Source organism: Flavobacterium panici (assembly GCF_024499525.1).
Classification (GTDB): domain Bacteria; phylum Bacteroidota; class Bacteroidia; order Flavobacteriales; family Flavobacteriaceae; genus Flavobacterium; species Flavobacterium panici.
Map to the genome: position 1 here is coordinate 4,021,787 of NZ_CP100437.1, position 22,563 is coordinate 4,044,349.

The 22,563-nt window shown below is 34.3% G+C and carries 22 protein-coding genes; 10 read left to right on the forward strand and 12 right to left on the reverse strand.

Annotated features, from left to right (window positions below; translation table 11 throughout):
• Positions 1–241: 241 nt before the first annotated feature.
• From NLJ00_RS16935 to NLJ00_RS16975, 9 genes are all read right to left on the reverse strand, one after another.
• The gene (locus tag NLJ00_RS16935) at positions 242–1,102 is read right to left on the reverse strand and encodes a PhzF family phenazine biosynthesis protein (RefSeq protein ID WP_256634674.1); all 861 of its coding nucleotides are present in this window, start codon (positions 1,100–1,102) and stop codon (positions 242–244) included.
• Positions 1,103–1,117: 15 nt separating this feature from the next.
• On the reverse strand, positions 1,118–2,065 hold the full coding sequence (locus tag NLJ00_RS16940) for an NADP-dependent oxidoreductase (protein WP_256634675.1): 948 nt from the start codon (positions 2,063–2,065) through the stop codon (positions 1,118–1,120).
• A 15-nt stretch (positions 2,066–2,080) separates the two neighbouring features.
• Positions 2,081–2,590 carry a gluzincin family metallopeptidase gene (locus tag NLJ00_RS16945; protein ID WP_256634676.1) on the reverse strand — a complete coding sequence of 170 codons (510 nt, stop codon included), beginning with the start codon at positions 2,588–2,590 and terminating at the stop codon, positions 2,081–2,083.
• Positions 2,560–2,883 (reverse strand): hypothetical protein, encoded by a 324-nt coding sequence (locus tag NLJ00_RS16950; RefSeq protein WP_256634677.1) that lies wholly within the window; start codon positions 2,881–2,883, stop codon positions 2,560–2,562. Before NLJ00_RS16950 ends, NLJ00_RS16945 begins: the two co-directional genes overlap by 31 nt.
• 8 nt (positions 2,884–2,891) lie before the next feature.
• The gene (locus NLJ00_RS16955; protein ID WP_256634678.1) at positions 2,892–3,215 is read right to left on the reverse strand and encodes a hypothetical protein; all 324 of its coding nucleotides are present in this window, start codon (positions 3,213–3,215) and stop codon (positions 2,892–2,894) included.
• Positions 3,215–3,892, reverse strand: coding sequence for a hypothetical protein (locus tag NLJ00_RS16960; protein ID WP_256634679.1), 678 nt, complete (start codon positions 3,890–3,892; stop codon positions 3,215–3,217). Before NLJ00_RS16960 ends, NLJ00_RS16955 begins: the two co-directional genes overlap by 1 nt.
• A gap of 83 nt (positions 3,893–3,975) precedes the next feature.
• Positions 3,976–4,536 carry a Crp/Fnr family transcriptional regulator gene (locus NLJ00_RS16965; protein ID WP_053470449.1) on the reverse strand — a complete coding sequence of 187 codons (561 nt, stop codon included), beginning with the start codon at positions 4,534–4,536 and terminating at the stop codon, positions 3,976–3,978.
• A gap of 127 nt (positions 4,537–4,663) precedes the next feature.
• Positions 4,664–5,590, reverse strand: coding sequence for a DsbA family protein (locus tag NLJ00_RS16970; RefSeq protein ID WP_256634680.1), 927 nt, complete (start codon positions 5,588–5,590; stop codon positions 4,664–4,666).
• A gap of 55 nt (positions 5,591–5,645) precedes the next feature.
• On the reverse strand, positions 5,646–6,716 hold the full coding sequence (locus tag NLJ00_RS16975; RefSeq protein ID WP_256634681.1) for an alkene reductase: 1,071 nt from the start codon (positions 6,714–6,716) through the stop codon (positions 5,646–5,648).
• Positions 6,717–6,788: 72 nt separating this feature from the next.
• Here NLJ00_RS16975 and NLJ00_RS16980 point away from each other — a divergent pair, with 72 nt between their 5' ends.
• On the forward strand, positions 6,789–7,100 hold the full coding sequence (locus NLJ00_RS16980; RefSeq protein WP_053470451.1) for a winged helix-turn-helix transcriptional regulator: 312 nt from the start codon (positions 6,789–6,791) through the stop codon (positions 7,098–7,100).
• A 68-nt stretch (positions 7,101–7,168) separates the two neighbouring features.
• Here NLJ00_RS16980 and NLJ00_RS16985 read toward each other — a convergent pair whose 3' ends face one another.
• On the reverse strand, positions 7,169–7,459 hold the full coding sequence (locus NLJ00_RS16985) for a DUF1272 domain-containing protein (protein WP_256634682.1): 291 nt from the start codon (positions 7,457–7,459) through the stop codon (positions 7,169–7,171).
• Positions 7,460–7,768: 309 nt separating this feature from the next.
• Between NLJ00_RS16985 and NLJ00_RS16990 the strand changes: the two genes are divergently transcribed.
• The 5 genes from NLJ00_RS16990 to NLJ00_RS17010 all read left to right on the forward strand — a co-directional run bounded on the left by NLJ00_RS16990 (position 7,769) and on the right by NLJ00_RS17010 (position 14,526).
• On the forward strand, positions 7,769–10,282 hold the full coding sequence (locus tag NLJ00_RS16990; protein WP_256634683.1) for a T9SS type A sorting domain-containing protein: 2,514 nt from the start codon (positions 7,769–7,771) through the stop codon (positions 10,280–10,282).
• A gap of 177 nt (positions 10,283–10,459) precedes the next feature.
• On the forward strand, positions 10,460–11,650 hold the full coding sequence (locus tag NLJ00_RS16995) for a hypothetical protein (protein WP_256634684.1): 1,191 nt from the start codon (positions 10,460–10,462) through the stop codon (positions 11,648–11,650).
• Positions 11,651–11,765: 115 nt separating this feature from the next.
• Positions 11,766–13,238 carry an aminotransferase-like domain-containing protein gene (locus NLJ00_RS17000; RefSeq protein ID WP_256634685.1) on the forward strand — a complete coding sequence of 491 codons (1,473 nt, stop codon included), beginning with the start codon at positions 11,766–11,768 and terminating at the stop codon, positions 13,236–13,238.
• Positions 13,239–13,357: 119 nt separating this feature from the next.
• The gene (locus NLJ00_RS17005; RefSeq protein WP_256634686.1) at positions 13,358–13,792 is read left to right on the forward strand and encodes a GNAT family N-acetyltransferase; all 435 of its coding nucleotides are present in this window, start codon (positions 13,358–13,360) and stop codon (positions 13,790–13,792) included.
• A 92-nt stretch (positions 13,793–13,884) separates the two neighbouring features.
• On the forward strand, positions 13,885–14,526 hold the full coding sequence (locus NLJ00_RS17010) for an FMN-dependent NADH-azoreductase (RefSeq protein ID WP_256634687.1): 642 nt from the start codon (positions 13,885–13,887) through the stop codon (positions 14,524–14,526).
• Here NLJ00_RS17010 and NLJ00_RS17015 read toward each other — a convergent pair.
• The gene (locus tag NLJ00_RS17015; protein ID WP_256634688.1) at positions 14,521–15,102 is read right to left on the reverse strand and encodes a Crp/Fnr family transcriptional regulator; all 582 of its coding nucleotides are present in this window, start codon (positions 15,100–15,102) and stop codon (positions 14,521–14,523) included. The two genes, NLJ00_RS17010 and NLJ00_RS17015, sit on opposite strands and share 6 nt — an antisense overlap.
• 144 nt (positions 15,103–15,246) lie before the next feature.
• On the opposite strand from NLJ00_RS17015, the gene NLJ00_RS17020 reads away from it, so the two are divergent.
• Positions 15,247–15,690 (forward strand): carboxymuconolactone decarboxylase family protein, encoded by a 444-nt coding sequence (locus NLJ00_RS17020; protein ID WP_053470459.1) that lies wholly within the window; start codon positions 15,247–15,249, stop codon positions 15,688–15,690.
• A gap of 78 nt (positions 15,691–15,768) precedes the next feature.
• Here the strand turns inward: NLJ00_RS17020 and NLJ00_RS17025 are convergent, their stop codons facing one another.
• Positions 15,769–16,212 (reverse strand): DoxX family protein, encoded by a 444-nt coding sequence (locus tag NLJ00_RS17025; RefSeq protein WP_256634689.1) that lies wholly within the window; start codon positions 16,210–16,212, stop codon positions 15,769–15,771.
• Positions 16,213–16,838: 626 nt separating this feature from the next.
• Here NLJ00_RS17025 and NLJ00_RS17030 point away from each other — a divergent pair.
• The 3 genes from NLJ00_RS17030 to NLJ00_RS17040 all read left to right on the forward strand — a co-directional run bounded on the left by NLJ00_RS17030 (position 16,839) and on the right by NLJ00_RS17040 (position 22,557).
• Complete coding sequence (locus NLJ00_RS17030) at positions 16,839–17,783, forward strand: ROK family protein (protein WP_256634690.1); 945 nt, start codon at positions 16,839–16,841, stop codon at positions 17,781–17,783.
• Between the two features lie 161 nt (positions 17,784–17,944).
• The gene (locus NLJ00_RS17035; protein ID WP_053470462.1) at positions 17,945–18,970 is read left to right on the forward strand and encodes a LacI family DNA-binding transcriptional regulator; all 1,026 of its coding nucleotides are present in this window, start codon (positions 17,945–17,947) and stop codon (positions 18,968–18,970) included.
• Positions 18,971–19,488: 518 nt separating this feature from the next.
• A complete protein-coding gene (locus tag NLJ00_RS17040; RefSeq protein ID WP_256634691.1) occupies positions 19,489–22,557 on the forward strand; it encodes a SusC/RagA family TonB-linked outer membrane protein in 3,069 nt (1,022 codons plus the stop codon).
• The last annotated feature ends 6 nt before the right edge of the window (positions 22,558–22,563 follow it).

The window sequence follows — 22,563 nt, forward strand, 5'->3', positions numbered from 1 at the left end:
CAAAAAAAACTTATTTTTTATTGTGTAAATTGCTGAATTACAGATGATTTAGTGTTTTTGCTAAAATATGTGTTAAAAATGCAACCCTTCAATGTTCTTTTTGTATATCTTAAAAAAAAATCGGATGATTATCAGTTTATTAATTTTTTTTAAAAATGCAATAAATAAGAAAATATCCTATTATCGACTTTTCTAAGATTTAAAATCTGATCAGTTGATCCTCTGGTTCAGTAAATTATCTCTAAAATTGAAACAATTCTCCAACTGCTATTTTGCAAACATCGCCTTCCACATAAATTTCACTTTCTTCCACATTAGTTCCATTTACTATTATTTTCATTTTACTGGGCCTTCCTAAAAAGCTTCCTTGATTTAGTATAATTTCGGTATTAATATTTAATCGATTCTCAACTAAATAAGCGCCTGCAGGACCCGCCGCACTTCCTGTGGCAATATCTTCGACCAAACCAAAATTATCCCACGTTCTTCCTTCCAGATTTTCGGTATCTAAAACATAGAAAAACTTCGCATTTACTTCTTGCAGTTTTTCTTCTAAATCCGGTATTGTGACTTTTACTTTCGCTAAAGATTTTGATTTTACTGGAATTATCAAATAGGGAAGTCCTGTCGATATTACTTGCAAAGGTTGATGCGCGTATTTATCTTCCGGTAAAAGATTGAAATATCTTAAAAAAGTTTCTTCCTGTTCTTTAGTTAGAATATTTCTGAATTCCGGTTTACCCTGATTCATTTGTGCTGAATAATGATTATTATGTTTTACGGTTTTTACAGAAACTAATTTTTCATTTAGCTGGAAATTGACTTTGCTTTCTGACGCATCCTTAGCATATAAATCATGAACAATTGCGGCAGCTCCAATTATAGGATGTCCCGCAAAATCCAATTCTTCTTCCATTGTAAAAATACGGGCGCGAAAAGTATCAGAGTTTATTTGGTTTAAAAAGATACTTTCAAATTGTCTCATTTCCTGCGTAATAATCTGCATAAGAGATTTCTCCAGAGGATTTTCATTTATAAAAATAGTCAGTCCATTTCCCGAAAATGGTTTATCTGAAAAAACGTCAACGTGATGATATTTCATTTTATGTTTTTTAAATTAAGATACTCTAACAACAATTTTTCCCGCAGTCGTTCCGCTTTCAACCTGCGTGTGTGCGGCCTGAATGTCTTCAAAATCGAATATTTTTGAAACGTGCGCTTTTACAATTCCTTGTTCTAAAAGCGATGCGATACTTTTCATGTCTTCAGGATCAGAAAAAACAAGCATCATAAAATTGACATTTATACCTTTCTTTAATGCTTTTTCTTTTACTTCTTCAGATAATCCAGATGGTAAATTGATAAGAGTTCCAGTTGGTTTTACAACATCAACAGAACGTCCAAAGTTATCATAACCAATAGTTTCGAGAACAAAATCAACATCAGAAACTACATCTTCAAACCTGACGTTTTTATAATCGATATGTTCATCAGCTCCTAATTCTAAAACAAAATCTTTATTTTTTTCTGAAGAAGTTCCTATAACATACGCACCAAAATGTTTGGCAATTTGAACCGCATAATGTCCCACGCCGCCAGCTGCCGCATGAATTAAAACTTTGTCGTTCTTTTTTAATTTTCCAAAAAAGGTAAAAGCCTGCCACGCCGTTAATGCTGCCAAAGTACTGGCCGCGGCTTCTTCATGACTTATGTTGGCAGGTTTAATCGCTAAATGTCCGGCGGGTGCCACAACATATTCGGCGTAAGCATTTCCAACTCCCGGAAAATTGATCATTCCAAAAACTTCATCACCGATTTTAAAATTGGTCACTTCAGAACCTACTTCTTCCACAATTCCCGAAACGTCCCAGCCTAATATTACAGGCGGATTTTTAGCTAATTCACTGGCAAGTGAAGCGCCTTTTCGGGTTTTAATATCAACAGGATTAATGCTGAACGCTTTTACTTTTAGTAATACTTCTTTTTCGCGGATTTGAGGACGGGGAATTTCTTTAATTTGAAAATTGTCAACTTCTCCAAAACCGTCTAATACTATTGCTTTCATGTTTTTTAATTTTATTTATTTTATAAATGGTTGCTGCTGAATGTCAAAATTGGCCATGTATTTTGACCAGTTATGCAGCAAATCACTTTCTGTAATTTTAAGAGATTGAAGTATTTCAGATTTTTTGCTGAAAACTAAAAGTGCTTTCAGTTTTTTTCTTCCGTACTTATTATCAATATACATAACCATCGATCCGGATAAACCATATTTCATTTTTCCTGTCCAAAAACTATCCAGATTATTGGACGTTTTGTTTTCAGCAATAAGTTTTTTTATTTCAGCTATTCGTGCTGCATCACATTGTCCCGAAGCATAAGTTGCCAAACCTTCGACAAACCAGTCAATTCCTTCAACGTTACTAAAATCAGGACTTGCATTTAATTGTCCGTGAAATACATGAAAAAGTTCATGTGTAATAAGTCGTTGCGTTTTAATGGAGTCAGAATAAGAATGCTCGCAGGTTTCTTTGTCCCATAATTTAGGAGAAATGATATTCAGTTTTGCTGCATCTCCGCTGGCAGCCATCCAGCATTCTGATTTAAATTGGTCATTTTCCAATCCTTTTGCCAAACGCTGTCAATAGATTGTCTGTTGGGATGAACATAAATATCAAAATGATTTTTAAAAGGTTTCTCCCAAAAACGTTCTACAGATTGCACGCCTTTTTCAAAAAGATTCAAATATGCTGTATGATTTGATTCGTCAAATGGAGTATAATAAACGGTATAATTTTTCTGTTCAACATTCTTCCATTTAGGTGCGATTTTCTCAAATCCCGCCAGAAACAGCAATATCGAAATTATGGCATATGTTTTCATTATTAATTTCAATTTTTGCTTTGTGTTATTTTCTTTTTCTGATGATTAAAAATTCTTACCATTTTTATTCCATTTGGGTCTTCGGAAGTTTCAAAAGAATGTTCATCACATTTTTCACTTAAACATTTTTCAGAACTTTGTTTTTCATTGGTGTATAATTCTATTTCAAAATCCCTTTCTGATTTAAGAAAAACCAGCCGTAAGTTTTTAGAATAAATCACAAAATGCATCAAAGAATTTTCTTTGATTTGAAAGCCAATGTTTTCAAAAAAGAGCTTTGTCGCCTTAAGAACAGGTGTTTTGAAAACAATGGCTTTAATTTCAGATGCCATTATCTTTTTTTGTTAAGTTGAAAAGAATATCCAATGCTGACATTGACTACAAGCGGCGTAAATTTTGTTCCGGGATCCAGCGTTTTTATTTCTTCAACTTTTCCCGTTTCTCTGTTCTGATAAATAAATTCGCCGCCTTTTAAACTTGAACTTACCGTGGGCCAAAATCGAACACTTGGTGAAATAATAAATCCTTTTAGGAAATTGTCTTTCTTTTTAAACGGAAGATAACTGCCATAAACTCCTAATCCGAGACTGAAGGTGTTGTAAGAAGTAATTTCGTTGCTTTTTGTCTGCGGATCTCCTTCGTAATAAAACTCAAATTTGTGCCATTTTGGTTCAACGCGAATGTTGATCCATTCCTTAATTCTGTAACCAATACCAAATCCCGTTGTCCAGGGTTCGTGAACGGCAAGATGTTGGTTTTTTAAATCATCAGGCAGCAGGTTGCCTGTAAACTCAAGTGAAGCGCCGTGCGAATAATCAAAAATAAAGCGGTTGTGAATGTAGTTTCCTTCAACATTTATTCCTTTTGCTATCGCTGTTTGTGCTACGCCAAAAAGAAGATTAACTCTTTTCTCGGTTTTCCAGTCTTGTGTTTGCGCATTTGTGTGACTTACTACAGCCGTTATTACGACTATTGTTTTTAGTAGTTGTTTTTTTAAATTTTCCATCATTATTTTAGTATAAAAATTATGATGCAAAATTGGCAGCTACAGCGAACAGTTTCGTTCACATTTGTTAATAAAAAACAGTAGGTTTATTTTCGTATTCTGCTGAGGGATTGGGGTTTAATTCCTAAATAAGCAGCAATATAATATTGGGGAACGCGATTGGCAAGATCTGCTTTTTCTTTCATGAATTTATAATAGCGCTGTTTGGCGTCAAGCATGGCAAGATCGGCAGTGTGGCGTGTATTACTGATAAAAGAAAGCTCTGTATAATAATCTTTTAAGATCATAAATTTAGGTTGAAACATATAAACGGTTTCAAAATCTTCTGCAGATAAAAGAAGCAGCTGTGTATCTTCTAATACTTTGATATTCATATCAGAAACTGTTTTGTTTGTAAAGCTGTTTAAGTAACCCAGCCATTCATTTTCAACAGTAAAATCGGTCGGAATTTCTACGCCTTCATAATTCCTGTAATGCATTCCAATTCCCGAAACAATAAAACCCAAATGTCTGCTGACTTGACCTTCCATCAGGAAATGTTCTCCTTTTGGAATAAAGCGTTCCTTGAGTTTGCTGATAAAAAAATCAATCTCTTCATCTGTAAAAGAATGAATGGTTTTTATCTTTTTTATCAGTTGGTCGTACATGGTAGTGGATTTATATTTCAAAGATAAAAAAACTAATACAGAAAATAAAAAAGCATTTTATTTCCCAATGTTAAGCCGGCATGCTGCAGCGATGCGGCTGTTTCATTAGGGTTGTTAGAAATTCGGATTAATTACCGGAATTTTTTAACTGCCATAAATTTCCATTTTTTGAAGTAATCTTTTTTAATTTATTCTGATGCGCCAATTCGCTTAAAAACTTTTCAGCTTCACGAGTTGATTGATTGCTTAAAACAGCATATTCTTTAGTTGTCAATGTTGCATATTTATCAAACAAATAACTATAACCTTTATTAATATCTGTTTTTTCAGCATTTGGGTACAATTGTAAAATGGCATTTTCGAAATTTTGATAAGGCTGAAAACCATTAATTACAAGTTGATTATTCTTTTGATTGCTCAAAAATAAAGTTGGAAATCCTCTAACGCCGTATTTCCTGGTAACTTCTAAATCCTCATTGAATAATTCCTTTGCCGTTCCTTCATAATCGGTTTTGAATTTTTCGGTATCTAAACCAACTTCTAAAGCGGCTTTTTGAAGTATTTCAAACTTCGCAATATTCTTCTTTTCCAGAAAAACCATTTCTCTGATTCTTCTTAAATACTCAATTGCCTTTTCCTTGTTTTGTATTTGAGCGGCTTTAAAAGCGATAGAAGCAGGGTAGGAAGACGCTAACGGATCTTCTAACCAAACATCGCCGTCAATTGGCATTTCATAATACAAACTTACTTCGTCCCAATGATGCGCCACATCGCTTGGTTTACTTATTCCGCCACTGTTGTACGACCAGTCTTTTAAAAGTCCGCCCATGCGATATTCGATTTCAAAATTAGCCCCATATTCTAATTTCAATCTTCGCAATTGAGGTTCAATTCCCCAGCACGAAGAACAAATAGGATCAGTAAAATAAACTATTTTGATTGGTTTTTCAGTTTCTGTTTTTATTTCGTCTTCTTTACTTTTCTGATACGAAGGCATTTCGCATATTCCGCTTTCCGGATCGCATAAAAGCGGATTGTTGTTTTCTTGTTTCATTTTTGAATTTTGACTGTTACAATTAATAAATAGGAATGTTGTGATTAAGATTAATTTATACATAATCCGTATATCCTTTTTCATCCGGCATATAAAAAGTACTTGGATCTGCCGGAGTCAATTCCAGATTATTTTCTAATTTATAAGGTAAATTCGGATTTGAAATAAAGCTTGAACCAAAAGAAATTAAATCGGCTTTATCATTTTCTAAACCAACTTTTGCTCTTTCTTTTGTATAACCGCCATTCAAAATCAAGGCGTTACTGAAATTGGTTCTTATTTTTTGAATTAAGTTCAAACCTTCTTCAGATGCTCTTGCCGCGTAATCAATAAGATGTAAATAAGCGATATCTAATTTGTTTAGTTCGGCAGACAAATAATCATATGTTTTAAAGATTTCATCATAAACCGGCATCGTGTTAAAAGTTCCGTATGGAGAAAGTCTAATTCCAACTTTGTTTTTGCCAATACGTTCTGCAACAGCTTTCGTAATTTCTAAAATGAAACGACTTCTGTTTTCAACACTTCCGCCATATTCATCGGTTCTTACGTTTGAATTTGGATTTAAACACTGTTCTAATAAATAACCGTTTGCGCTGTGAATTTCTACGCCGTCAAATCCTGCTTCAATTGCATTTTGAGCCGCCTGAACAAATTCCTGAATCAGGTTTTGAATATCATTAACAGATAATTCTTTTGGAGTTTCTGTTTTTTGCATTCCGTTAGCATCCGTCCACATATCGGTTTCAGCAGAAATTGCAGAAGGCGCTACAATTATTCCGTCTGTAGGAAGATTGTCTTTGTGGGCGATTCTCCCAACATGCATAAGTTGCATAAAAATCTTTCCGCCTTTTTGATGTACCGCGTTTGTTGTTTTTTTCCAGCCTTCAATTTGTTCCTGATTGTAGATTCCGGGAATTCTCGCATATCCTAAAGCATTGGCAGATGTAGCAGTGCCTTCGGTAATTATTAATCCCGCTGTTGCTCTTTGTTCATAATACAAAGCCATTAAATCATTCGGAACATTATTAATTGCTCTTGAACGTGTCATAGGAGCCATTACAATTCTATTGTTTAGTTTTAGACCGCTAAGATCTAATGCACTAAAAAGTTTTTCAGTATTCATAATTCATTTATTTTAAATAATTTTACGCAAAGTTCCAGCAACAATTTATATTACACAATAAGTCAAAAATTTATGACTACTAAAAAAAATGAAGATAAAATCGATAACTGCCCAGCCGAAGAGGTTTTAAAGCTTTTTACAGGAAAGTGGAAACCGCAGATTTTTCGCTTGGTGGTCGATAATACCGTTCGGTTTAGTAGTCTTTTGCGGGAAATTGAAGGTTCAAACAAACAATCTATCGCTTCTTCATTAAAAGAAATGGAGCACGATGGTTTGCTTGAAAGAAAAGTAATTAAGCTGAAACCGCTTCATGTAGAATATGAATTGACAGAAAAGGGAAAAGAACTTACCGCAGTTTTCTATCAATTAGAGCGTTTTTTATAACAACAACATTTCTTCTAAAAATAAAAAAATCGGAACAAACTGCGCTCCGATTTACTTATAATTATGATCTAACGTTTTCTTGGATCAATATTTTTATTCTTTTGTTTTAAAGTTTCAAACATTTGCAGATCAACAGGTTTTAGGATTATTTCTGTTTTTACAGGATTCTTTATAAGAGAAAGTGCCGGACGTGTCGGCCTTTTTTCAAAACCACCTCCGCAATTCGGGCAGACATTTTCTAATACATTTGTTAAACAGTCGCTGCAAAACGTACATTCAAAACTGCATATCATTGCTTCTGAACTATCGTTTGGCAAAGCTTTGTTACAATGCTCGCAATTGGTTCTTATTTCTAACATAATGTTTTGTTTTATTAATTAAAAATGGAATACAAAATTAGAAAATGAATAAATGCTTTTCGTTCACATTTGGTAAGAATATCAAATAAATAAGTTTAGTATAAAGCATCACATATTGAAATAAAAAATCTAATTTATTAACAAATGTGAATAAATTACTTTTAATATGCTGTTAATTTTGTGATCTAACCATGTAAATTTGAGCTATGTAAAAATCGCAATTTTTAATTGTACAAAAGCAAACCCCCGGCTTTTGAGCGTATTTTTTACCGAATCTAACAAAAACAAACTTAACCAAATCTTTACACTATGAGGCAACAAACCTTAAAAACCACTATTTTAATTTTTTGCGCAATTTTATCTTTTCAATCGCTGTTTGCCCAGCCGTCAACATTTGTCTCTCGGGGAATTGGCGGAGGCGGTGCCATGTTCTCGATGTCATTTAATCCTGCTAATGACAACGAGTATTATGCTTCTTGTGATATGGGAGAATTGTTTCACACGACTGATTTCGGACTGAATTATTCTCAGGTTGATCACCGACAAATTTGGGGCGGACACAATTCAAAAGTGTGTTATACTTCGACACCTGGATTGTTGTACACGATTAGTTATGCTAATGATATGCAGCGCCCCATGAAAAGTACAGATAACGGAATTACCTGGACGCCGTTAACAGGAAATCCAAATAATTCTGAGGAATTATACAGCATAAACGCTGATTACGATAATCCAAACCGAATTATAATTTCGCAATACAACCGCATTTATTTTTCCAACAACGGCGGAACAAGTTTTACCAGCATTCATACTGCTGCAACCGGAAATGGTATAGTTGTAGGAGGTGTTTTCTTTGACGGAAACAATATTTATATTGGTACTAATAATGGTGTTTTGGTTTCTGCAAATGGCGGAACAACATGGACAACGGCTCCATTAGTTGGAATTCCCGCTACCGATAGAATTTGGTCTTTTGCAGGCGCTAAAGTGGGAGGTGTAACACGCTTTTTTTGTATTACGGCTTTAACAAATAGTATTTATGCAGGAATGCCGGGTTCTGATTATTGGGGATTTCCAAAAGGAATTTATTCTGTAGATTATGGCTCAGGAAACTGGGTTTCAAAAATGACGGGAATTACGCCGGGTGTTGATTTCCCTATGTTTGTGGGAATGGCTAAAAATGACATTAATACGGTTTATTTATGCGGAAGTAATTCGAGTGCAAGACCTACAGTGTTTAAAACTACGAATGCAGGAACGAACTGGAACAATACTTTTATAACTACGAATAATCAAAATATAACAACAGGATGGAGCGGACAAGGTGGCGACCGCGGCTGGTCTTACGGCGAATGCCCTTTTGGGATGGCGGTTTCTCCAAACAATTCAAGCAAAGTTATTTTTGGTGATTTTGGTTTTGTGCATAAAACTTCAAACGGAGGAACTTCATGGCAGCAGGCTTATGTTGCAGCTTCTTCACAAAATCCTGCAAATGCTGCAACACCGCAATTTCGTTCGTATCAAAGCAACGGATTAGAGAATACAACCAGCTGGCAGATGCATTGGATTAATCCAAACAAAGTTTGGTCTTGTTTCTCTGATATTAAAGGAATTAAAAGTGATGATGGGGGTTCGTCTTGGTCATTTAATTATACGGGACATAATGCTAATACGAGTTATCGAATTGCGGCGCATCCAACAAATGGAACTTTGTTTATGGCAACGTCTGACATTCATGATATGTACCAAAGCACGAGATTGTTTGATGAAACATTAGATGCCGATGATGCTAACGGAAAGATTGTTTATTCGACAAATCAAGGGCAGACATGGCAGAATCTTCACGTTTTTAATCATCCTGTTTTTTGGATTGCCATTGACCCAAATAACCCAAATACGGCTTATGCAAGTGTGATTCATTATGCAAACGGGAATGGTGTTGGCGGAATTTATAAAACAACAAACCTAAATCTTTTAGCTTCTTCGACCTGGACACTTTTACCGAATCCGCCGCGTACACAAAAACATCCGGCTTGTATTAATGTTTTGAATGACGGAAAAGTAGTTTGTTCGTATTCCGGACGTCGTGTTGAAGATTCTGGATTTCAGCCAAGTTCTGGCGTATTTGTTTACACTCCGACAAATAATTCATGGACAGATGTTTCGCATGCAGGAATGCAATACTGGACAAAAGATGTTGTAATTGATCCTAATGATGTGGCACAAAATACTTGGTATGCGTGTGTGTTTAGCGGCTGGGGCGGTGCGCCAAATGGTTTAGGCGGTTTATACAGAACTACAAATCGTGGTACGAGCTGGACTAAATTATCGGGATCAACGATTGACAGGGTAACTTCGATTGCATTTAATCCAAAGAATGCAAATCAAATTTACTTGACTACAGAAGGGCAGGGATTATGGATTTCTTCTAATATAAATTCGGCGACGCCTACTTTTTCTATGGTGGATTCTTATCCGTTTCAGCAGCCGGAACGTGTTTTCTTTAATCCGTATAATGCGAATGAACTTTGGGTAACGAGTTTTGGAAACGGAATGAAGGTGGGTAATCTTTCTAACCTTGGGACTAAAGATGAAGTTTTTGAAAATGCGTATCTGGTACTTCATCCAAATCCAACTTCAAATATTGTAACAATAGACAGCAGCGATGAAATTCGAAATGTGAAAATTTACAATTTACTGGGTTCGCTTATAAAAGAATATCCTTCAAATAGTTTTTCGGTTTCTGATTTATCAACGGGAATTTATTTAGTGGTTGCTAAAACAGATAATGGATCGTTTACAAAGAAATTAATAAAACAATAAAGTACAGCCTGATTCAAACATTTTGCCCCAAGTAATGATTAATTAGGTCAAAGAGCTCAATTTTATATTGAGCTCTTTTTATTTGGAATTATTTCTTAACAATTGTGAATCAACGAAATGTGTTATGATAGTAACTTTGCATTATTCAAAAATCAAATTAACTTAATTCATAAAATCATGAAACCATTTCACTTACTTATAATGTTGTCAGCAATTGTGGCAACACCTTTACTGTCTTTTTCTCAGGATTCTTTGGTAACTAATTATGTGAATAAAAATGCCATGACTTTTGTCGTAAATGAAACAGCTTTTATTGGAAATGGCTGGGATAATCTGATTAATGAAATACAAAAATCAGATTATGTATTACTTGCCGAAGATCATTTTACAAATGAAATTCCATTTTTTACATCGGCAATAACGAATAAAGTTAAGTTTGATAATTTCTTTTGTGAAATAGATCCGTATTCGGCAGAAATAATTACCTCAAAAATCAAAATATTATCTAATGCACAATTAGAAAAGTATGTCGATGATTTTGGAAATGTCTTTTCTTTTTTTGCAATGGAACCGGAATTTAAACTGTTGAAAAAACTAGTAAAAGCCAATACTTCTGTTTATGGAATTGATCAGGTTTTAATGAATGCAGACCGATTGATTTGCAGTGAACTTAAACTTAAAACAAAGAATGAAAAGGCAAGAAATATTTATGAAGATATTGAACTAAAATCAAAAACATATTTTGCTGATTTTTTAAAAAATCCAAGTAAGCCAATGTATCTAATGACAGATGATTTCGGAAAGCAAATTGAAGAACTGCTGCAACTAAATGTAAGCCAAAAGGAAAAAGAACAAATCGAAGCGCTAAAACTAAGTGCAAAAATTTATAAAGAGCAAAATCATCATTTAAGAGTTCAATTAATGAAGAATAATTTGATGAACGTATATGATAAATGGGCAAACAAAAAAAATCTTTTTAAATACGGAGCAGGACATTTGCCAAAAGGCGAAAGCTATTTGAAAATTTATGACATAGGTAGTTTGGTTAGTAATATTGCTGATAGCCAATTTAAAAATTCGTTACACATTTTAGTTGTTGGTAAATCAGGAGCGCAGGGTTCACCATTTAAAGGATTTCCAGAACAACCCATAAATGAAAACAGTAATAATTCAAAAGTTTTAAAACCAATATTTAGTGCTGTTGAAGGTAATCAATGGTATTGTGTTGATATGCTGCCTTTAAGAAATGCATTAGAAAATAAAGAAATAATAGTAAGTGATGTTACGCTGTCAAGAATTATAAATGGATTTGATTTTGTAGTGGTTATCCCAAAAGTTACGGCTGCAAAATTTCCTAAAACAGAATAAAAACAGGATGTCATTAAAATTGGAATCATAGACCAGAAAATGTTTCATTAGTAGTCCAGTTTTGTTATATTTGAATGGCTGTAATTGAGTAATAAACAGACTTCAAAACTTTCCTATGCTTCCTTATAAAAACCTGATAATTATTGATAAAAAAGACAGTCTGCCCGTTTACAGACAAATTTCATTACAGCTTATTTCCTTAATTCAGGAAGGAAAACTTCCTCCCGGCGCTGTACTTCCAAGTACCAGAACGCTTGCTTTTGATTTGCAGCTTCACAGAAAAACGATTGTGGCGGCTTACGAAACCCTTGTGTCTGAAAACTGGATTGATAATTTACCCCGTAAAAGCTACACCGTATCACCAGATCTGCCAATGGTTAGGCCGAGATCTTACAACAGTAAAAGAGTAAGCCCGTTTGCAGAAGCAGGAACTTTTGATTTTGATCATTTTGAACTTGTAATGCCTTTATCTCGTTCCTTAAATAACCATCGCTTAGAGATTAATGACGGTTTTCCGGATATTTCGTTGCTTCCTGTTCAGACTATATCAAAACAATTTAAGAAAGCCTTAGAATCTTCTGCATCGAGCAGACGCTCTGGAGTAAATTTAGACGGCGGTTCTTCAAATTTCAAGACTTCGCTGCGTTCATTTCTTAATCAGACGCGCGGAATTGATATGGGAGAAGAGAACTTATTTACAACACGCGGGGCTCAAATGGCTATTTATATCGCAGCATCACTTATTATAAAGCCCGGTGACAAGGTTGTAGTCAGCGAACCGACTTATTTTATAGCGGAGGCGCTTTTTGAGAAACTGGGCGCCGAACTTATCCGTGTACCAATGGATAGCGACGGAATGTGTACAGAAAAACTGGAAGATATTCTGAAAAAAAATGTCATCAAAATGCTTTACATCATTCCGCATCACCATCATCCAACAACTGTTACGATGAGTGTGGAAAGAAGGAATCATTTGATGAAGCTTATTACCGCTTATAACTTTGCGGTTATTGAAGATGATTACGATTATGACTTTCAGTTTAAATATGATCCTTATCTGCCTTTAGCCAGCGGAGATCATGGCGGCAGAATAATTTATATAGGGTCGCTTACCAAAGTTCTGGGCTCACCTTTTCGTCTGGGTTATATGATTGCAACTTCTGATTTTTTACAGGCTGCTGCAAGATTAAGAACTCTTATTGATTTGAGAGGTGATTTTATAATGGAAGAAACGATTTCTGGAATGATTGCTAATGGCGATCTGGCGCGCCATATTCAAAAAACAAATAAATTATATTCTCAAAGATGTGATTTTCTATCTGATTTGGTAAGTTCAGAAATGGGCGATATGATTGATTTTAAAAAACCCACAGGCGGAATGGCTTTATGGCTGAGAATAAAACCCCAATATGATTTATCAAAAATTATTAAAAAGGCCGATCTCAAAGGTCTTACCATAAAAGGGAGTACCTATTGTATTGGAAAAGATGCGCATTTTAATGCTTTCAGGTTTGGTTTTGCTTCCTTAAATGAACAGGAACTTACCGAAGCGGTCCATATTATCAAAACAGTTACTCAAAACCTGTAATCCTAAATTTTATAATTCTGTTTTATTTTCGTCTTGGACTAGCTTATTATTATAATCTGGTCTCTGCACGGCGTTTCTATGGCATCTAATTTTGTGTTATTAATAAATAAAATGAAATTATGGATATACTAAATGTTCAGACAGCAGCAGAAATTGAATTTGCCAAAGAGGCAATTTTAGAATTTAGAACCAATTTAGAATCGGAAAATGTGGTAGAGCAGGTTACTGAAATGATTACCAGCGGAGGTTTTGAATTGGCCTGCATTCCATCAGGCGACGGAACTAAAGCCGCAGCCTTTGTAGGTTTTAGAGTTATAAATATGCTAAGAACTGGAAAGATGATTTATATTGATGATCTTTTTACACTTCCTGAATATCGCGGACGCGGCTATGCAGGAAAACTTTTAGATTATGTAGATCAGCTAGCAATACAGAGAGGTATAAAATCTGTACACTTAGACAGCGGTTTTGCTTTGCATCCTGCTCACAGACTTTACTTAAGCAAAGGATATTTTTTGGCTTGTCACCACTTTGCTAAAATGATGAAAGAATAATCAAATTAAATCGAAGAAATGTTTAGTCGCTTCTTCAACTAGATTAACTTTTAAAATGGCCCACAAGGCTAGATTTGTATTAAAATTATCATATGAAAAAAATACTAGTAATTAACGCAAGCCCGCGTGAGGAAAGATCCCACAGCAGAAGGCTTACGGATGTTTTTATTGAATATTACAAAGAGCATAAACCGGAATCAATTATACAATTCAGGGATTTAGGCAAAAGTAATATTCCGCATGTAAACGAAAAATGGATAGCAGGTGCATTCAAACACGAATCTGCAAGAACGCCTGAAGAAATTGAAACACTAAAATTCAGTGCAGAACTTATAAAGGAATTGAAAGATGCTGATGTTATTGTTTTAGGTTCGCCAATGTACAACTGGTCTGTTCCGAGTTCATTAAAAGCCTATATAGATCAGGTTTTGAGAGTAAATGAAACTTGGGAAGTCAATCATGAAGACCAGCGTAATCCGTACATCGGATTATTAAAAAATAAATCTTTGTTTCTGCTTCTTTCAAGAGGGGCGCAAGGATATGAAAAAGGAGGTTATAATGAACATATGAACTTCCAGTCGGATTATTTGAGAACGGTTTTCAATATTATTGGCATAACTGATATTCAGGAAGTAAGTGTTGACGGTGAAGCTTTTGGAACGGAAGCTTTTGAATTGGCAAAGAAAAATTCAAATACAAAAATGAAGGAATTAATCGAGGCACATTTGTCATAATTCTTTTTTTGCCCGCAGCATACTCATAAACTGCGGTGTAAAACCTAAAAATGATGCAAGCATATATTGCGGAACAATCTGTACAAAATCAGGAAAAGAGTTTATAAACTGTAAATATCTTTCTTCTGCAGATTCACAAAGAATTAGTTCCATTTTCTTTAGGGACGCAGTATATGCTTTCTGCATCATCAATCTGAAATAAGTATTCAGTTCAGGAACTTCACTAAATAATTCCTGATAATCTGATTGATGCAGAATCAGCATTTCTGTATTCTGAACGGCTTGTATAAAATATTCTGATGGCTTTTGAGTTTCAAAACTTTGGAAATCGCTTAGCCACCAACCCGGAATAGCAAATTGTAAAATCTGCTCAAATCCATTTTCTGTATTTCGATAGAACCGAAGACATCCTTTGGTTACAAAATAATAACACGAACAGACTTCATATTCTTTTAGCAAAAAATCTTTACGGTTTACTTTGCGGTATTTTAATTTCGAAAGTAATAACTGTTCCTGATCTGGACTCAAGGTTGTAAATCTTTTAATATGATTGAATAGTAATTCGTGCGGATTCATAATGCTGAATGTTATTTGTTTGGCTTAAGATATTTCCTCGACAAAGGTATTTTTTGTCTAAAACTTATTTCTTAAAGTACTTTAATTTTTTAGAACGCTGCTATAACCAATTTTGCATCATTAATAATTTAAATACATAAAAAAATGAGTAAAAGAGTAGTTATTAGTGAAGTGCAGCCTCAGGCTTATGAAGTAATGTTTGGGTTTGAAAAATATCTAGAAAAATCAAATCTTGATGCTTCATTAAAAGAGCTGATTAAAATTAGAGTATCGCAGATTAACGGTTGTGCGTTTTGTATCAATATGCATACAAAAGACGCCAGAAAAATGGGAGAAACAGAACAGAGAATTTATGCTTTAAACGCATGGAGAGAAACTTCTTTTTTTAGTGAGCTTGAAAAAGCGGTTTTAGCACTTGCCGAAGAAATGACTTTCATCAACAAAGGTGTTTCTGAACAGACTTATAATACTATAGCTAAACTCATGGATGAGGTTACGCTTTCTCAAACCATTATGGCGATAATTACCATAAATGCCTGGAACAGAATTGCGATCACAACGCATCAACAGCCTGATCTGGATGAATAGTTTTTTTATTAGTTCTCAGTCGCAGTCGCAGTTTTCAGTATTTACTGTGACTGAAAACTGCGACTGAAAACTCATTAATTAATTTGGTTTATTTATATAAGTATCAAGACTCCATTTAAAATTATCTATTGTTGAAAGCAGTAATGCACCTCCTGTAAAAACAAATACCGGATATTGAAACGGAGCACCAATTCCTGATGCGAAAATCATGAACACAGCAAAAGTTGCTGTTATAAGAGCAGCACCAATCGCGGCTAGTTTTATCTTAAGTCCGGGTATTAAACAGATTCCTATAATAACCTCTGCAATAGTAGCGGTAAGTCCAAATATATTGGCAACAGATCTGCTGGCAAAAGGAATAAGTGTGTTAGTATAATCTATAAAATGTTCCCAGTCGCCCCAGGCTACTTTCCCTGAGCCGGGCAGACCCATTAATCCAATTCTGTCCATGACCGGTAAAATAAAACCCAGTCCTAATGCGATACGAAGAAACAATTGTGGTATTCCGTTTGAATTTTTCATTTATTGATTTTTAAAATAGTTAGGAAATTTTATGATTTTTTTATTTGGCAGACCAAAATTAAGAAGGCACAAAGGGAGCATTTTGGACCAGTTTTGGTTTGTTAAGTAGTCCAGTGTTAAACTTTGTTTGACTTCTGAGAATGCATTTCAGTTTGCTGTCAATTTGGAGGCTCATATATAGATCAAAAGATTTTTTTTGTAATGATTGCCGCAAAAAGTAAAATAAAAGAAGAATTGTTTTGTATACTAAAACGTTTTAGTATATTTGTCCCAACTGTTAACTTATTTATTTAGAAACTAGTTATAATGTTATTTGTTTAATGATAACTAGTTTTTATAGTTAAAATATTACTGCTTTAGTGTAATGAGAGTGGAGTATGTTGTTTTTTCTGTCCGGTGACAAAATGCGTATAATCACTTTTTAATGTTTTAACCCAAAGTATATATTTCGGAATAGCTGTGAGATAAAATTCTGATGTACGAGGTAAATAGTATTGCTTTTTGATAATAAAGTATTGGATTTTGTAATTCTTTCCTTTTAGGTTTGAACCTTACATCAGTACAAAAAAACTTTAGTTAACAAGTCTAATTAGTATTAAAAATAACTACTAAAAAATAATGAATAAATGTCAATAATAATAGGAGTAGATATTGGAGGAAGTCATATAAGCAGTGCAGCAATACAAAGCAATGTTTTTACAATAATTGACGGAACTTATTTCAGCGGAGCGGTAAATAGCAAAGCTTCCAAAGAAGTTATTTTAGAAAAATGGGCAGAAATAATTAACCATACCATCGATGTAGTTCACAATATCCCGGAATTTGATGCTGATGAAAAAATAGGAATAGCTTTTTCTATGCCTGGCCCTTTTCAGTATCAAACGGGAATTGCGATGTTTGAAGGAAATGATAAGTATGAGTCATTATATAATGTTTCTGTGCCGGACGAACTTTTAAAGTATTTAAAAACGCAAAATGTAAGTTTTAGATTTCTCAATGATGCCAGCTGTTTTGGAGTTGGAGGAGTTTTGAAACAAGAACAGGAACCAGAAAATAAAAAGGTTATTGCCATAACTTTAGGAACAGGTTTCGGAGCCGCTTTTTTAGATAATAAACTGCCCATAACACAAGGCGATAATGTGCCTGATAATGGCTGTCTTTGGGATAAGAAGTATAATGGTGATCTTGCCGACAATTGTTTTTCAACCAGATGGTTTTTAAATCAATATGAACAAAGTACAGGCGAAAAGCTAACAGACGGCGTGAAGGAAATAGCAGATATTGAAAATGAACACGCAGTAAAAATCTTCAAAAGTTTTGCTTTTAACCTGGCCGAATTTTTAGCACCTTATATTGTTGACTTTAATGCCGGATTACTGGTTATTGGCGGAAATATAGCAAAATCACATCGTTTGTTTTTAGCTCCTTTTGAAGAAAGCCTAAAAAACAGAAACATAGAATTAGCGGTCAGCATTGTTGATAATACAGAGCAGACCAGTATTCTGGGTTCGAGTTATCTTTTTAATGAGTCGTTTTGGGAAAAGATAAAAGAAGAACTGCCGCTTTTTTAATCTGGCAGTAAGCAATTGAGAAGTTAGAAAATGTATTTTGAAGGTTCTGTTTTTTATAAGTATTTGTATTACACTAATTTAAGATCCTGCTATTTAGGAAACAATAAACTTTACTATATTTGACGAAAAATTATAGGTTTTAAAGTAAAAATAATTCACACATGAAAAAAAAACCTGTTTCTATTAGGAATATCGCAGAAGAGCTGAAAATATCTGTTACAACTGTATCTTTTGTGCTAAATGGAAAAGCAAAAGAAAAGCACATCTCTAAGGAGCTTACAAAAAAGGTTTTAGATTATGCAAAACTTATAAATTACAGACCTAATCAAATTGCACAAAGCCTTAGAACAGGAAAGTCGAAACTGCTTGTTTTTATGGTCGAAGATATTTCGAATAATTTCTTCTCAAAGCTGGCCAGAATTTTTGAAGACATCGCTTACGAAAAAGGATATAAAGTTATTTTTTGCAGTAACGAAAATGATGATGAAAAATCAAATGAATTAATCACATTATTCAACTTTCGTCAGGTTGACGGATTCATTATTGTACCGTCTCCGGGAATAAAAGACACAATCGAAAATTTAATTAAAGATAATATTCCGGTTATTTTACTGGATAGATTTTTTGAAGGATTAGATTGTAATAGTGTTGTTATTGATAATGAGCAGGCTTCTTTTGATGCAACGCAGCATTTGATCCAGAATAAATTTAAAAATATCGGATTTGTTACTACAGCTTCAGATCAAAGCCAGATGCACGGACGTTTGGTTGGATATGAAAGAGCGGCACAAGAAAACGGTTTAAAACCCAATACACTTCAAATTCCGTTTAATGAAATTATTAAAGGAAAAGGGAAGGAGTATATTAAGGAGTTTATAGACCAGCATGCTGATTTAGATGCTATGTTTTTTGCCACCAATTACCTTGCACAAAGCGGACTTGAGGTTTTGAAAGAAAACAATCCAAGATTAATTAAGGATTTAGGGATTATTGCTTTTGATGATAATGATATGTTCAAGATTTACGATCCTGCCATTACATCAGTTTCCCAGCCTTTACTAGAAATAAGTACAAAATTAATGGAAGTGATGCTGCCTCTTTTAAAGAAAAAAGATGTAACCGAAACAAGTCATAAAGTGATTTTAAAAACAGAATTAATAATTCGGGAATCATCATTACAGAAGTAGTTAATTACTAAACATCTTCCTAAAAAAAATACTTAATAAATCTGATTATCAATACTTCAATTGATAGTCAGATTTTTTTTTATGTCATTTCTTACTTAAATTTTAATTTTCTGTAAATATCCATTTTTTGAAAATTTTAAGATTCTTCTTTTTACTATTCATTTATAACGTTTTCGTAGATATTTATTGAATAATATTCAATAAATATCCTCAAATAAACACATATCTTATAAAATTAACATTAAAATTATATTTAACAAAAAATATTTTTTTATACTAAAACGTTTTAGTATGTTTGTTAAAGAATTAATATGTTAATCTAACTAGATAAAATTTAACGATTAAAAATTACCGGACTTTTAATCGATGCGCAAAGATTTTTCTACGTTGATTTTTTTAAATAATCAGGCTGGTGAGAGAAGCCTTTTTAAACTTCGGGATTAATTCGATAAAAACTAACTAACCAAATTTTTTACATGATGAAACAATCAAATTGCAGAAAGAAAAAGATGCTCTGTATGCATTTTTTTCTCACAATTATTCTCATTTGTGGGGGCCTTAATAATCTTGCTGCCCAGACCCAAAAAACTCAAGTTACGGGAGTTGTTACTTCTCTTTCAGATCATTTGTCTCTTCCGGGAGTTTCAATTAGTGATGTAAGTGATCCAAGAAATGCTGTTAATGCAGATTTTGACGGACACTATAGTATATCATTAAAAAACGGAACTGGTTCTTTGCGCTTTACAATGATTGGTTACAAACCAGTTGAAGTAAAAGTAAATAACAGAAGTGTTATAAATGTAGAGATGGACTTAGATGTATCAGCTTTAGATGAAGTTGTAGTAGTAGGTTACGGTACGCAGAAAAAGAGAAAAGTGGTCAGCGCCATCGATCAGGTAAATAAAGATGCATTTAATGGGCGACCAAATGTAAATGCAACACTGGCCTTACAGGGTAAAGCGCCAAGTTTAACTATTCAGCAGACTAATTCTGAACCGGGTGCAGGTATAAACCTAAACATTCGTGGTATTAGTACATTAGGGAACAATAGTCCGCTGATTGTTATTGACGGTATAGTAGGAGGCGATATTAATTCGCTGAACCCTGCCGATATCGAAAGTGTATCAGTATTAAAAGATGCGGGTAGCGCGGCTATCTACGGATCAAGAGCAAGTAATGGTGTTGTTTTAATTACGACCAAAAGAGGAAGTAAAAGCAAACCAATGTCAATTCAGTACAACAGTTTAACCGGATTTAATACACCAAAATTCTTTACTAAACCGGTTCACGGATATGAAAATGCAATGCTTAGAAACGAAGCTGCATTTAACTCTGGTGAAACAACTGCCGTATTTACTGCTGCCCAAATTTCAGATTTAAAAGCAAAAGGCGACACAGAATGGTTTGCAGAAGAAATTGTAAAACCGGCAGCGCAGTTAAACCAAAGTCTTTCGATCTCAGGCGGAAGCGAAAACTCAACTTATTTAGTTTCCTTAGGATATTTAAATCAGGGAAGCAACTTTGTTGGGCCTACGAAAGGTATGGAACGTTATAATTTTAGAATGAACCTTACCAATGAGTATGGCAAATTTAAATTGACGTCGACTTTAGCGTATTCAAAACAATTAATTAATGACCATTCATCAAACACAAGTACCTTAATGGTTGATGCTTTCAGGGTTCCTTTATATTATACTCAAAAAGATGCAAATGGAAATTACTTAACAAACGACGTTTTACAACAGTTTAATTCATTAGGTATTTTAGAGCAGGGAGGTTTTAGAAAATACGATAATGATGATCTTTTCGGAGCTTTAAATGCTGAACTTAAGTTAACAAAATCGTTCAAAATTAAAGGAGTTTTCGGAGGACGTTTATGGAACGGAAGTATGTTCAGCCGAGTGAAAAAAGTGCAGTTTTCTCCGCAGGGAGTTTATGGTGCAGATCGCGATACCAGAGATGAAACTACAAAAGCACTTGACCTGAATACGCAGTTTATGGTAGAATACAACAAGGCATTTGGAAATCATAATGTAGGTGCTTTAGTTGGGGTTTCTAACGAAAATCATTCAGAAAGGCGAATTGGTATTTACAAGAAATTTACAGATCCTGATTTAGGAACGCCAACGAGTGAAACTGTTATTGGACAGGATTCTTATAACTCAAACGGAAGTGATCCAAACAAAAATCCGGCTTCGCCTAAAAACAGCCTTAATTCTCTTTTCGGACGTGCTTCTTATGATTACAACGATAAATATTTTGCCGAATTCAGTTTTAGATATGATGGTTCATCAAAATTTAGAAAAGAAATTCGCTGGGGATTCTTTCCATCTGCCACTATTGGTTATGCTTTAACTAAAGAAGGTTTCATGGAAAACTACAGCAATAAAGTAGGTAATATTAAATTGAGATCTTCTTATGGACTTGTAGGAAATCAAAACGTAAACAATTACCAATATCAAACAACGTATTTTTCTTTCCAAAACGGTTACGGATTTGACAACAAACCAGTAAGCGGTGCAGGATTTAACTTTGCAAACGCTGATCTTCAATGGGAAAAAGCAGCAACTTTCAATGCGGGACTTGATGCAGATTTCTTTAAAGGAGCTTTATCGGTTTCATTCGATTTCTTTGATAAAGTAACATCAGATATTCTTGTTCCGCCGCAGGTACCAGGAGTTTACGGAACATCGCTTCCAGATTTTAACGCTGCTAAAGTAGGTAACAGAGGATGGGAATTCAGCGCTACTTACAGACATAAAGGAAAACAAGTAAATCAAAGTTTGACTGTAAATATTGGAGATTCTAAAAACAAAGTTTTGGATTACAACAATGGACAAGAAAAACTAACAGGAGTTGAGGAACTTCAGGTTATTCTTCGCGAAGGGTTGCCTTTCAATTCATACGTTGGTTTAAAAAGAGACGGCTATTTCCAAAATGTTGAAGAAATTCAGGGAGCAGCAGTTCCGGCCGGAATTACAGTACATCCAGGAGACAATCGTTATGTAGATTTAAACAAAGACGGAAAAATCGATGACAATGATAAATTTATCTTTGGTAATCCTTTTCCAAGATACACATACGGAGCTACATACAACATAGATTACAAGAATTTTGATTTAAGCATTTTTATACAAGGTGTTGGAAAAAGAACCATGATGATTAGAGGTGAGCTTGTAGAGCCATTTCACTACAATTATGGTATGACAATGTACACACACCAATTAGATTACTGGACTCCGCAAAATCCTGATGCAAGATATCCAAGACTGGCAAACAACGGTACGCAGTCTAATACAAACAATTTTAGAAGAGGTTCTGATATGTATTTGTATGACGGTGCCTATGCAAGGCTGAAAAATGTACAGATAGGATATTCATTATCAAATGATGTTGCAAGCAGTTTAGGAATGAGTGCATTCCGTGTTTACGTTTCAGGACAAAACCTGCTTACCTTATCTAAAGTAAAATTTGTTGATCCTGAACTTTCAGAATTCAACAACAGCATGTCGACTTCAGGAGCTAACAGCGGAAGAGCTTATCCAACGCAGGTGTATTACGGAATGGGTATTGATATCAGTTTTTAAAAAAAA

What these genes read in the sequence shown, in the direction of transcription:
- NLJ00_RS16935 (WP_256634674.1), bottom strand. Translation starts at nt 1,102, where the DNA reads ATGAAATATCATCACGTTGACGTTTTTTCAGATAAACCATTTTCGGGA.
- NLJ00_RS16940 (WP_256634675.1), bottom strand. Translation starts at nt 2,065, where the DNA reads ATGAAAGCAATAGTATTAGACGGTTTTGGAGAAGTTGACAATTTTCAA.
- NLJ00_RS16945 (WP_256634676.1), bottom strand. Translation starts at nt 2,590, where the DNA reads ATGGCTGCCAGCGGAGATGCAGCAAAACTGAATATCATTTCTCCTAAA.
- NLJ00_RS16950 (WP_256634677.1), bottom strand. Translation starts at nt 2,883, where the DNA reads ATGAAAACATATGCCATAATTTCGATATTGCTGTTTCTGGCGGGATTT.
- NLJ00_RS16955 (WP_256634678.1), bottom strand. Translation starts at nt 3,215, where the DNA reads ATGGCATCTGAAATTAAAGCCATTGTTTTCAAAACACCTGTTCTTAAG.
- NLJ00_RS16960 (WP_256634679.1), bottom strand. Translation starts at nt 3,892, where the DNA reads ATGATGGAAAATTTAAAAAAACAACTACTAAAAACAATAGTCGTAATA.
- NLJ00_RS16965 (WP_053470449.1), bottom strand. Translation starts at nt 4,536, where the DNA reads ATGTACGACCAACTGATAAAAAAGATAAAAACCATTCATTCTTTTACA.
- NLJ00_RS16970 (WP_256634680.1), bottom strand. Translation starts at nt 5,590, where the DNA reads ATGAAACAAGAAAACAACAATCCGCTTTTATGCGATCCGGAAAGCGGA.
- NLJ00_RS16975 (WP_256634681.1), bottom strand. Translation starts at nt 6,716, where the DNA reads ATGAATACTGAAAAACTTTTTAGTGCATTAGATCTTAGCGGTCTAAAA.
- NLJ00_RS16980 (WP_053470451.1), top strand. Translation starts at nt 6,789, where the DNA reads ATGACTACTAAAAAAAATGAAGATAAAATCGATAACTGCCCAGCCGAA.
- NLJ00_RS16985 (WP_256634682.1), bottom strand. Translation starts at nt 7,459, where the DNA reads ATGTTAGAAATAAGAACCAATTGCGAGCATTGTAACAAAGCTTTGCCA.
- NLJ00_RS16990 (WP_256634683.1), top strand. Translation starts at nt 7,769, where the DNA reads ATGAGGCAACAAACCTTAAAAACCACTATTTTAATTTTTTGCGCAATT.
- NLJ00_RS16995 (WP_256634684.1), top strand. Translation starts at nt 10,460, where the DNA reads ATGAAACCATTTCACTTACTTATAATGTTGTCAGCAATTGTGGCAACA.
- NLJ00_RS17000 (WP_256634685.1), top strand. Translation starts at nt 11,766, where the DNA reads ATGCTTCCTTATAAAAACCTGATAATTATTGATAAAAAAGACAGTCTG.
- NLJ00_RS17005 (WP_256634686.1), top strand. Translation starts at nt 13,358, where the DNA reads ATGGATATACTAAATGTTCAGACAGCAGCAGAAATTGAATTTGCCAAA.
- NLJ00_RS17010 (WP_256634687.1), top strand. Translation starts at nt 13,885, where the DNA reads ATGAAAAAAATACTAGTAATTAACGCAAGCCCGCGTGAGGAAAGATCC.
- NLJ00_RS17015 (WP_256634688.1), bottom strand. Translation starts at nt 15,102, where the DNA reads ATGAATCCGCACGAATTACTATTCAATCATATTAAAAGATTTACAACC.
- NLJ00_RS17020 (WP_053470459.1), top strand. Translation starts at nt 15,247, where the DNA reads ATGAGTAAAAGAGTAGTTATTAGTGAAGTGCAGCCTCAGGCTTATGAA.
- NLJ00_RS17025 (WP_256634689.1), bottom strand. Translation starts at nt 16,212, where the DNA reads ATGAAAAATTCAAACGGAATACCACAATTGTTTCTTCGTATCGCATTA.
- NLJ00_RS17030 (WP_256634690.1), top strand. Translation starts at nt 16,839, where the DNA reads ATGTCAATAATAATAGGAGTAGATATTGGAGGAAGTCATATAAGCAGT.
- NLJ00_RS17035 (WP_053470462.1), top strand. Translation starts at nt 17,945, where the DNA reads ATGAAAAAAAAACCTGTTTCTATTAGGAATATCGCAGAAGAGCTGAAA.
- NLJ00_RS17040 (WP_256634691.1), top strand. Translation starts at nt 19,489, where the DNA reads ATGCATTTTTTTCTCACAATTATTCTCATTTGTGGGGGCCTTAATAAT.